The organism is Pedobacter steynii (assembly GCF_900103665.1).
Classification (GTDB): Bacteria; Bacteroidota; Bacteroidia; order Sphingobacteriales; family Sphingobacteriaceae; genus Pedobacter; species Pedobacter steynii.
The window spans coordinates 160,186-171,723 of record NZ_FNGY01000002.1 but is presented as its reverse complement, the minus strand read 5'-3'; the positions used below and the strand labels follow the sequence as shown (position 1 = coordinate 171,723).

The 11,538-nt window shown below is 38.0% G+C and carries 8 protein-coding genes; 5 read left to right on the top strand and 3 right to left on the bottom strand.

Translation table 11 applies throughout. The annotated features are described in order from the left end of the window. Positions 1-25: 25 nt before the first annotated feature. Positions 26-1,051: a helix-turn-helix transcriptional regulator gene (locus BLQ87_RS05085; protein WP_074605079.1), complete on the bottom strand. Its 1,026-nt coding sequence runs from the start codon at positions 1,049-1,051 to the stop codon at positions 26-28. Positions 1,052-1,156: 105 nt separating this feature from the next. On the opposite strand from BLQ87_RS05085, the gene BLQ87_RS05080 reads away from it, so the two are divergent. From BLQ87_RS05080 to BLQ87_RS05065, 4 genes are all read left to right on the top strand, one after another. Next, positions 1,157-2,731 carry a TROVE domain-containing protein gene (locus BLQ87_RS05080; protein ID WP_074605078.1) on the top strand — a complete coding sequence of 525 codons (1,575 nt, stop codon included), beginning with the start codon at positions 1,157-1,159 and terminating at the stop codon, positions 2,729-2,731. Positions 2,732-3,249: 518 nt separating this feature from the next. Further along, a complete protein-coding gene (locus BLQ87_RS05075; protein ID WP_172664843.1) occupies positions 3,250-5,334 on the top strand; it encodes a M48 family metallopeptidase in 2,085 nt (694 codons plus the stop codon). 212 nt (positions 5,335-5,546) lie between these two features. After that, positions 5,547-6,140: a hypothetical protein gene (locus BLQ87_RS05070; RefSeq protein ID WP_143010349.1), complete on the top strand. Its 594-nt coding sequence runs from the start codon at positions 5,547-5,549 to the stop codon at positions 6,138-6,140. 363 nt (positions 6,141-6,503) lie between these two features. Then, positions 6,504-7,658: a TlpA disulfide reductase family protein gene (locus tag BLQ87_RS05065; protein ID WP_074605075.1), complete on the top strand. Its 1,155-nt coding sequence runs from the start codon at positions 6,504-6,506 to the stop codon at positions 7,656-7,658. 190 nt (positions 7,659-7,848) lie between these two features. On the opposite strand, the gene BLQ87_RS05060 is transcribed toward BLQ87_RS05065, so the two are convergent. Continuing rightward, positions 7,849-8,646, bottom strand: coding sequence for a Fic family protein (locus BLQ87_RS05060; RefSeq protein ID WP_074605074.1), 798 nt, complete (start codon positions 8,644-8,646; stop codon positions 7,849-7,851). 1,452 nt (positions 8,647-10,098) lie between these two features. On the opposite strand from BLQ87_RS05060, the gene BLQ87_RS05050 reads away from it, so the two are divergent. Then, a complete protein-coding gene (locus BLQ87_RS05050; protein ID WP_143010348.1) occupies positions 10,099-10,548 on the top strand; it encodes a hypothetical protein in 450 nt (149 codons plus the stop codon). Positions 10,549-11,146: 598 nt separating this feature from the next. Here the strand turns inward: BLQ87_RS05050 and BLQ87_RS05045 are convergent. Further along, the gene (locus BLQ87_RS05045) at positions 11,147-11,506 is read right to left on the bottom strand and encodes a PKD domain-containing protein (protein ID WP_083361689.1); all 360 of its coding nucleotides are present in this window, start codon (positions 11,504-11,506) and stop codon (positions 11,147-11,149) included. Positions 11,507-11,538 lie beyond the last annotated feature (32 nt).

Below are 11,538 nucleotides of genomic sequence, written 5' to 3'. Positions count from 1 at the left end.
AGCAATGAAAATAACGCTTTCTGATTTATCCCTCAATTGTTATTTCATAATGTCCCATCATATTCTTCAGGTGTTCTTTCATTTGAATAACCAGCACCTCAGGGCTCAGTACTTTTACTTTAGCGCCAAATCCCAGTAACTCACGTTCCAGTTCAAAATTGAGCACCACCTGAATGCTAAAAACTTTTCCTCCCTCCTCTTCCCGGATCAGGCGTTGGGAATGATGTAAAGGTTTGGTCAGTATATAAGGTGCATTGTCATCGTCAGTCCAGAATACGACTTCTGCCTCTTTTTGATGAGGATATTTAGACACCCCTATTACATTACGGTAAAAATTAGAGAAATCATCGACTTTGTTTTCTTCATATTCATCAGTGCCCTTGCTGATGGACTGAATCCGGTCCAAGGCCAGGTTATATAAAAGCGCATTACTTCCCCGCACTATTCCTATCACGAACCAACGGTTCCGGTATTCTTTTAATAAATAAGGACTGAATTGAAGTTCATTGGCACTTTTAGCTTTAAAAGACTGATAAGTAATACAGCAGGTATGTTTTGCCACAATGGCTTTACGAATGACCTCAATATATTCCAGTCCTTTCAGATCATCATTCTTTTCAAAATCAATCAATCGCTGTGTTTGCATTTCCTGGGCATAGATTTTATCATCCAGTTTGCTCAACATTTCATTCAGATCATTGAAATGGCTGAAACCTTTAAACTGACTTAACAAATGGGAGACTTCGGTCAGCACCTGCAGGTCCTGGTTGTTTAACGGGCTATTGGTAATGCTATAATCCTTGTCCGCATAAGTATAGTATTTACGGTCCACCACGATGATGGGCGCTTCATACCCTAATTTATTACTCCGCATCATTTCAAGGTCTGCCTGTATTGACCTGCGGCTTACCCCGGTATCAATTCCCTGATATTCATATAAAGCATCTGAGCAGGCAGTGATCAAATCTTCCAGGCTCCATTTTCTTCTTCTGTTTTGCAGGCATTGATCAATCGTCCGGTAACGGAGGAGCGCATTGCGGTTTACGGGCATAATTAAATATTTTTCGGAATTTATAAAAATAAATTACACTGCGCAAATAGACTGCGCAAGGCCTCCCAATCTTTGTTTCAACAAATAAAAAAAGGGAGGTTCCCAATGAAATTTAACAGATTAATTCAGAACATAATAAGGGTAAAAAATCACGAAGGCGAGGATGCTTTTCAGCTGGATCAGGCGATGGAGCTTTACACAGCTGTGGTCACCTGGAACCTGAACGATTCTTTCTATGAGAAAAACACCTCACGTTTAAGTCGTGTAAAGGAACTCATTTTAAAGAATGACCCGGTGTTTGTTGGTAAACTGGCCATTTATGCCCGAACCAAAATGCACATGCGTTCTGCGCCATTGGTCTTGCTGACGGAATTGGCAAAACTGCATTCCGGAGACAATCTGGTTTCCCGCGTAACGGAGAAAGTAGTGATCCGTGCAGATGAGATTACAGAATTATTGGCTTGTTATGAGTTGCTAAATGGCCGCAACCGGAAGAAAAGACTGAACCGGCTGTCAAAACAGCTACAAAAAGGTCTGCAATCTGTCTTTAACCGTTTCGACGAATACCAGTTTGCAAAGTACGACCGGAATACTGGCATAAAGCTACGTGATGCGTTATTTCTGGTACACCCAAAAGCAAAAGATGATGCTCAGCAAAGCATATTTGATAAAATTGCTTCCAGTACGATGCAAACTCCCTACACCTGGGAAACAGAGCTTTCCGCTTTGGGTAAGGTGTATTTCAATGCAGAAAGGAAAAGAGCAGCTGCCTTTAAGCAGAAATGGGAAGAGTTAATTGACAGCGGCAAGCTGGGCTATATGGCCCTGTTACGGAACCTTAGAAATATAGAAGCAGCAAATGTAAGTGAGTATCACCTGGAAAAGGTATGTACGATATTAACCTCAGCAGAAAATATAGCCAGGGCTAAACAGTTTCCCTTCCGCTACCTGTCTGCCTACAGAGAGTTATTGGATAGACCTGCAAAGACCGACTGGACATCGCAATTGAGCAATTTCTTTACCGGTACGGATCAGCAGTCCGCAAAAGGAAAACTACGGAATGCTTTGGAGAAAGCAGTATCCATCAGCGCAGCTAACATTAAAGGATTTAATGAGCGAACCAGGGTATTGATTGCCTGTGATGTTTCCGGATCCATGCAAACACCAATATCGGCCAACTCTAAAATTTTGCTGTACGATATCGCGTTAATGCTGGCCATGTTATTACAGTCCAGATGTGCAAATGTACGAACCGGCATGTTCGGCGACTTCTGGAAGGTGATTGCTATGCCAAAGGACAATATCCTGCACAATGTACAGGAATTTTATAAACGTGAAGGTGAAGTAGGTTATGCGACCAACGGCTATCTGGTGATCAAAGAACTGCTTTCAGATAGGGTGAAAATGGATAAGGTAATGATTTTTACTGATGGACAGTTATGGAATAGCCATGGTTACGGCGGACATATTAATGAATTGTGGGAGCTGTACCTAAAAAATGTTGCCCCTAAAGCCAGGTTGTATCTGTTCGATTTGAAAGGCCATAGCACGACTCCTTTACAGGTGTTGAGCAATAATGTTTACCTCATAGCCGGCTGGAGTGATAAACTCTTTGAAATACTTGATGCACTGGAAAACGGCGGATCAGTACTAAATGAGATTCACAGCATAGAAATATAGGGATACCTAATATATTAAGAACCTAAAAGAAGGTGTCGTAGATAAGTGTTACTTCGCACTTCCCCAGCTGCCGGTGCAAGTCCGGCCCTGACCCGAAAGTTCAGGTAGTGTAAGTAGCAGCACGGGGGGAAATATAATCACTTGCCGCTTGTTACCCTTCTTTTACAAAAATCAATGCTACACATCGCAATTGAGGCCAGGCCTCAGCTGCGATGAATAGCAAACCCTTAAAGAAAAATAGAACAGTATGGAAACATAGAGATACCCTATATATAAGAACCTAAAAGAAGGTGTCGTAGATAAGTGTTACTTCGTCCAAGAAAAATAGTCACTTATCGCTTGTTACCCTTCTTTTAATACACCCTGATGTACAGCGTCAGTTGAGACGTCCCATAACCTCAACTGCGTTGTGCTTTAGGAATCCCTGGAAAACTTCCTGAAAATTATTAATCTTAAGAAAACTCCCGTTACTTTTGATGAAGATAAAAAAGACATCACCATAATAAAAAATAATGCCGATGAATAAAGACGCCCTCAAAGCCTCATCCGAATTTCAAAAAATGGCCATACGTGCCCTTGCCTCAATCGTCCTCTTTGTTTTTACTTATATTCTTCTGGTCATCTTTGCGATTGGTCTCACCATATTATGCGGATACCTGGGGGCAGCCCTGATCGGTGCTGATTCCTCCTGGCTTACAGGCCTTCTTGGACTCAGCTTAGTCTCAACAGGAATTATCGTATTGATATTCGTCATCAAGTTCATTTTTAAGGGCTCTGAACAGGTCAAGCCACTTTTGGTTGAAATTAAAGCGGAGAACGAACCTGAATTATTTGTGATGATTAAGGAAATTGTGGCTGAGCTAAAAACTGATCCTCCAAAGAAGGTGTACCTCTCTCCTGAAGTTAATGCAGGCGTATTTTATGATTCCTTGTTTCTCAGTATGTTTTTCCATGTAAGAATGAACTTACAGATCGGTATGGGAATATTAAACACACATTCAAGAGAAGAACTAAAGGCGGTTCTGGCACATGAATTTGGACACTTTTCTCAGCGGAGCATGCGAATTGGCAGCTATGTACACAGCGCAAACAAAGTTCTTCATAACCTATTGTATGACAATGAGAATTTCAACAGAACAATTGAAAACTGGGGAGATGGTTTTTCATATTTCAAAATCCCCGGATTACTGGCTTCCGGAATTATTAAAGCCATGCAAAGTATATTGAAGCAGGTATACCAGCAGATGAATGCCAATTACTATGCTTTGTCAAGAGAAATGGAATTTCATGCTGATGCCGTTGCGGCAAGTTTGGCCGGCCCCTCAGCCCTAATCCGTTCTTTCCTGCGTATGGAGCTTGCGGAAACTTCCTTAAGTATTGTCCATAGCTACCACGAAAACAAGGTAAGTGAAGGTTCAAGGCCTTTAAACATATACCCACAACATTATTTTGTGATGAATCATCTCGCCTGGCAGAGAAAAATAGCCATTAAAAATGGTTTGCCGGAAATCACCCCGGATCAGACCTGGAAATTACGCAGGAGCAAACTTGCGCTTACAGATAAATGGGCCTCTCATCCAAGCACTGAAGAGCGGATTGCCAGAATAGGGGCATTCTCTGTATCAAATACAATTGATCCTGAAGAACCTACCATTCAACTCCTGGCTCAACGGGAGAAATTAGAGGAGATGCTGACATCAAAAATATATGATCATCATTTTATTGACACAACAGCTCCGTTAATTTCCGATTTCGAACAATTCAGGCAAGACTTTATGGATCAATCATCGGAGATTTTCTTTGACGAAAGATATCATGAATATTATGACGAAAGACTGCCTTATTATAAATTTGATCAGAAATTATTTGAGGAACCGGGCGACCTGAATTTAAATCATCAGGAATTATTCAATGATGAAGGACTCTCTGACATCTTCGAGTTGGACCTACTGGAATATGACCTTAACCTTCTTAACGACGTCAAATTACAATACCCGGAAATTAAGGACTTTTCCTATGATGGAACAAGTTATCAGCATACAGATTGTGCGTACCTGATCCGGATTCTGGAAAAACAAAAGGAAGAACTGAAAGAGAAAGTCGACAAAAGGGCGCTCCTGATATTCAATTATTTTAAAGGGCTTGCTCAGCAAGCCGGTAAAACTGACGAGTGGACAGAAAAATACAAGTCGTTTATGGAGGTTGCCGAACTCACATTTTCATGTCAGGATGTTTATGTGGACGTTTCCACCAGCAGTTCATTCATGATCGTAGAAACCCCCTTTACCGAAATTCAGGAGAAGATGGTTACGTTTAAGGCAACAGAGACCCTACTTAAGCAGCAGATCAAACTGATATTGGAAAGTCCTGCTCATCATGCGAACATGTCGGAGGAGCAAATCAAAATGTTTGAGAAATATCTTTTAACCGCTTCCGTTTATTTTGAAAACAATGTCTATCTGAATGACGAATTAACTGATTTTTCTAATGTTTTAACCGCCTTTCAATCTATTTATTATATCACCTGCTATAACTGTAAAAAGGACCTACTTCAATACCAGGTGACGCTTTTTCCTCTCAAAACAACCTTACAACCGGCTTAAAGTGCAGTTTTTCTATACCCAACCGCTGTTCTGCAGGTCATAGACCTGTTCATTATCGTCTTGGGTCATTCGTTAATACCGCAATGGTTTCCGGTTTCATACAATCAGCATTAATTGATGGCGGGCTTATCATTAACAAATGCAAAGTATTTTACACGTTAGGGGTACCACAAAGTTTTGAACCTGTATCTTTGCAAAAATTTTTTAATATAATGTCTGAAATTAAACAATACGCAGCACTGGAATATCTTGTAGATGTGCTGCAAAAGGCCATCATTGGCTCCAAAGTTAAACAACTAACACCTGATGAATCTGCCATTATTGATGGCAATGCATCAATAAGACTAAAGCAGCAACCTGAAAACAATGGAAATCCAGCCTCAATTTTCATTAGAGACGAAAAAGAAATCCTGTATAGCGAAGAACTGTTAGAGGAAGTATATAAAATTCAGGAAAGAAAAGATTATCCTGCTGGTCTTAAAGCTGCCCTGGCTCCTGCCAATGTCATCATCAATGGTATAAACATAGAGGCAGAACTGATATTTCATGCAGTAAGAGATCAATTCTATGCCCTGAATGGCAGTTACGAATTTCAGAAATTTATCGAGCGGGACAACCAGAAGCTAAAGTTCAACATGACCTTTGGGGATGAGCTTACATTTGCGCTGATTGTTACTAATGAAGCAGATTTAGTAGCTATTGAAGCTGTGATTGGAGAATCAGTACCATCTGCTGTAAAAGCAGTGATCAATGCAGATATGGAAACCGTGCGCCTGGAGATCAACAGCGAATTTAAAAAAGCTTAGGTTTAGAAAAAGGCAACAAACCTTAAACGAACAAATCATTATTACCATAAGCTCTGTTTCACAACAGGGCTTATGCCATCATTCTGGTACATTTGTCCGATGCTGTCCGCATATTCGGCATACTTTTGATCCCCAAAAATTCTGCTTGATTAATACGTTTCCACTTGATCTAATGAAAGCCTGCATGACATTTATCGCCAATTGCCATGCCTAGCATATAAATAACACCCATTCTTCCCAATTGTCCTTTGTCTTCACTTCTCCAGGTAGCCTGTAATTTCATACTGAAACGCTAAGCATTTGGATATTAAACAATTACTCATAAATTTATACCTACAAAAAAATCGGACCGTTAACTTGTTAATGATGAAAAAATTGCTGGTTCTCACTTTCTTATTTTTTGCCACGTGTAGCCTGTATGCACAAACCACTAAGGTTTCCGGATCTATCAAAGGGTATACACAAGCTAAAATATACTTGAGTATTTTGAATGGCCCTAAGCTCATCAAAGACTCGGCAATCGTAACCGCAGGTAATTTTGAATTCATACTTGACATCAATGAACCTTTGGTGGCCCGACTAATTACCCGAGATCCCGGCAAAAGAATAACAGACAAAATCAGCCATTTTACTTCCTATGCCCCCGTCATCCAATTTTTCATTACGCCACAAGTTCCGGTAAAGATAGAGGCTAATTATGCAGAATGGCCAATTTCGATCATTACCGGAGGCTTAGATAACCAATTGCAGACAAGCTACTACCTCAACAATAAATCTACATTACTTCAAGAAGAAAAGGCTTTTAAAGAAACCATTGCCCTAAAAAATATTGGAGATACCCTGAAAGCTAAACATATAGATTCCATCCGTTTACAACATAGCATTACCAATACAGATGCCTATGCACAACTGGTAAAAGAGAACCCCACCTCACTTCTCCGTGCGTTTGATGTTTATGAGGCCCTCCCATTTACCACAAACGAGGAGTTTCTTGGTAAAGCAATCGCCGCTTTACCAAGAACGATCAAAAACGGTGTGTATGGCCGCGACATTCAGAAGAGATATCATGAACTTACTGACTCTGGTCTTGGTACGACGGTCAAAAGTTTCAAGGTAAATGGAAAAGACAGCCTTATTCATATAGCTGCCTTTCGAGGCAAATATGTGTTGTTAGACTTTTGGGGCTCATGGTGTGTTCCCTGCCGGGAAGGTCATCCGAAACTTAAAAAGCTCTATGCAAGCTATAAAGACAAAGGTTTTGAAATTATTGCTATTGCATTGGAAAGGGGAAAAAACCCAAGACAGGATTGGCTCAAAGCAATTAAGGATGATGATATTCCCTGGATCAATATCTTAAACAATGAAGCCATTACAAAAAACAGACAAGACCTTATCAGCCTATTTTCTATCAAATCCTATCCTACAAAAATCTTGATTGGTCCTGATGGAAAAGTGTTGTTAAGAACCCAGGGGAATAATGAAGAAATAGAGGAGATTCTAAAAAAGACCATGCTATAGGTTACGTACAACAGGAGATTCCGCTGATCCGATTTACGCCGTGACACGAACTGCCTGGAAACAAAAAAAGCAGTCTTTTCAGACTGCTTTCAAAACTGGGATGGAATATGGGGCTCGAACCCAAAACCCTCGGTACTACAAACCAATGCGCTAACGACTAAAAAAACACAAATATGGAAATACACAATCTTTAATTCGTGATCAGTTTATTTTCGAGATAATCTGACATACCGTTTGCTAAAAAGTCTACAAAAGCTTTATTCGAGTTTTCTTTTTCGCATTCAATAATTGTATTAATATACTGCTCCATATCCGTATTATCCAACACTTGGGCAAATACTGGCGGACAGCCATTTTTCATCATCACCGTTCCCATTATAATTCTGCAAACCCTTCCATTTCCATCAGCAAACGGGTGGATGTCATTTAAGAATTTATTATGAAAATAAGCAAGCGCAGTGATCAAATGTGTTTCATCATTGGAATTATCAATATTATTGAAAGCTCTTTGAAAAAAATCAATATATGTGGCCATAATGATTTCTAAATTATAATGAGGATTATATTCTCTATTTCTATAGAACGGCTCTCTATAACCGATAACCTGGTAATTTCGATAGTTACCTACTAGCTCCGGTTTAAAGTTACCATTCCAGGAAAGTTCTGAGCCCATAAGGTTTTTGTGGATCGCTTTTATCGTTTCTTCAGTTAACTCAAAATTTTCATAGCGATCAAGAATTTCTGTTAAAACCTCCTTGTGATTATTGATTTGAAGCAGACTGGTTAAGTTTTCCTTTTTTACAAACTCATCATTTAGAAATTTAATTGTATCCCCATACTCTAAATTTGAATCTTCAATTCGAGAGGAAGAAAAAGAGTAGTCATTTATTAGATTCTTCTTAAAATCTTCAGACCATGCAACTCTGGGGAATTTAGTTTTAAAACTGGATAATGCCTTATTAAATCGTTGAAGATGATTTGAGAGCATTGGAAAAAACTTATTTATATGTCGAAAAAAGAACTCGAATCCATTGTCTAATATCTGATGGATAAACAAACAGGTGATTCTGGTCGTCTTTGACAAGGGTTTTGCCAAAGAAAAATTTATTAAAATCTTGTTTAAACGAATCAGGAATTTCCTCAATAGGCACCAACTCCTTCACAGTGGAAAGATGTTGTAATACCGAAATATCAGATCTATTGATTAACATTTATAGTGATTATGTAATTACACAAATATACATACCTTAAGATGTAAATACAATTAGAATAGCGAATATGTCTTGATGGTGTATTGGGATTTACAATTTATCTTGCATCAGCTGATAGGCCTTAAACAAAAAAAGCAGTCTTTTCAGACTGCTTTCAAAACTGGTGTCAGTTATGGTACAAATTTCGACGAGTTTTGTGGATGATTTGAAGCGGTTGGCTGATTTGAAAAGGAAAATGGACGAATTTGATGAACTCGAAAACCGGCGAAAATCGCAACTATTTTAGTCCACGAAAATGATTTCTAAATAAGCTAAATTTCATCACTACTATAGAAACAAAACTTACACAGTAGTGATGAAATTTTATTTTTTTTTTTTCTATACTTAAAAAAGCTGTGGCTAAGAGATAAATGGACTCAAGATCTTTCTCTAAAACTTTCTATAGTGGCAGCAACCATTAGGACTCAAACCATCTCCTATCGGATTTACGTAGAATAGCGAATTTAGATTTATAATATGCATCCTTTACATTAGCCCGCTTAAAAACTCATCAAAATGACAATCATATCTTTTGAAGTAGCCACCTCCTACCTACCGTTTTTAAATGTAAGATTTCCGCTTAAAAACGACTCTAGCCTTATCTAAATTATCAGATACATTAATAAAGGGATATAAATCATTTTTGACGAAAAATCCATATGACAGACTGCCACAGAGTCTCTCTTTTTATCCTTTTCAACTATTTTTTGTTCGAAAGCTTCCGGTTATTTGACATGACACGAGTTTTAGATAGGTCTATGTAAAACAGCTAGAATAATTAAATTATCTAAGCCTACAGGAATTATTTACAATTGCTATATTAGAAAAAATAAAGTGAGTTACTGGTTTAGGATTCACAATTGCAAAGTATGAAAATGGTGTACTTGTGGCCTCAGCAGTAGTAACTTTAGGAGTTGGATGTTTTCAAGTGCCGAATATTGGAAGTACATCGGCCGCCCAATCAACTGCAGCGTCACTAGCCATTACAACTGCCTATAACGCAGCCATGGCAGAAATTGCATATGAGGCAAATACTACCCTACTTATACAATAACAAGTGTAGCCTTGAGAGCTGTTTTAATAGAAAAAATACAGATCTTCCTAGTAAACGGCTCATTTAGCGCAGGTCCATGTAGTAATACAGTCTCTACAAGTGCGAAATGGTGTTAAATAAATTGGAGGATAAATTTATGACTTATGAAGAGCAAATAATCGATCAACTATTATTCATTTTTTCAAAATTGGAATTTTCAAAATTGCATAAATATTTTGCAGATCACAATTTTGTGTTTCTAAGAAAAAATGAAACTTACTATACTTTCATGGATAGTAAGGCTGGTTATATCGTTGATGTAAAAGATGAAAAAATTATTGGTTGTAATTTTAAAAAATCTGGAGACTTTAATTTAGAAATAGCAAAAAAATATTTGGTAGATAAATATTCGTACAAAAAGCAACAAATCGACGATGATCCTAATGAAATCGAAATTTTCGAAAAGGACGGCTTTGGCGTTATGTTCTTAAGATTTGAAAATTCTAAATATATCAGTTACAGTATTAATATTCGTAGTTTCAAATTAGATTCAAAAAAAATCACTGTGAAGATATCTAGCGAACCCATAAAAATAAAATATAAATAGCTTACTGGAGTTGTTTCATTTTAATTGACTGAAGAGCTGTAATCGGTAAATATTATTATTTACCGATTACAATTTAAAGAGGTTTAAAACTATTTGGGTCCGTCCATAGTACCAATTGATTCTCGTTCTATTGATAATTTTAAGCGGTCGGCTGATTAAATTATCAATAGAACGAGTGGAATGAGCTTGAAAAGCGTCTAAAAACAGCTAATTATCTTCCACATATATAATTTTTACTACGGTTGAATTTCGTCATTACTAGGAAAGTTCAATAATCCCTAGGAGGGATAAATCTGTATTCATTTCCAAATCAATTCAGCAGTAGAAAAAGAGCTTTTCAATTGAGCCAGTTTTTAATGTTTTAATAATGCGGAACAAATAGCTCTGATGAAAAGTTTATTTCATTTCTATTAGCTATGTTTTGCATTTAGATTATCAAGAATTTAAGTATGCGATTAAGGGCAGGCGAAAACGCAGCTTACCTATGATCCGTACGCTGATTATACCCTATACATTCCTATTGAGATAGTTATACAGGCTTATTAATACCGTTGATTTAATATTGGATTGATCCCCCCTTCGTAAATGTTATTAATCGCTACTGAATGCTAACATTTTTTGTAGGATCCACTTCACAAGATGATTTACCATCCCTAAATGAAACCCTTGCCTTCACTGTATAGGTGCCGGCCGACGCATAGGTATGATTACCTACTAAGCCAGTGGTCGACTCGGTACTTCCATCACCATATTCCCATTTAATCCCACTTATCGTTTTCGAACCCAAATATTTCACTTCGGTAGCAACTTGCTTTCCGTTGGCTTCATTTACCTTCACGTGCACGCTTAACAAAAAACTTTCTCCAAAACAGTCAATAACACGTTCTGAAGTTTTTTTACAAGCAACAAACGACATCGCAACAATTAACAAACAACCTATTAACTTCTCAATTTTCATTATCTCTGAATTAAAATTTATGTAAACCGCTA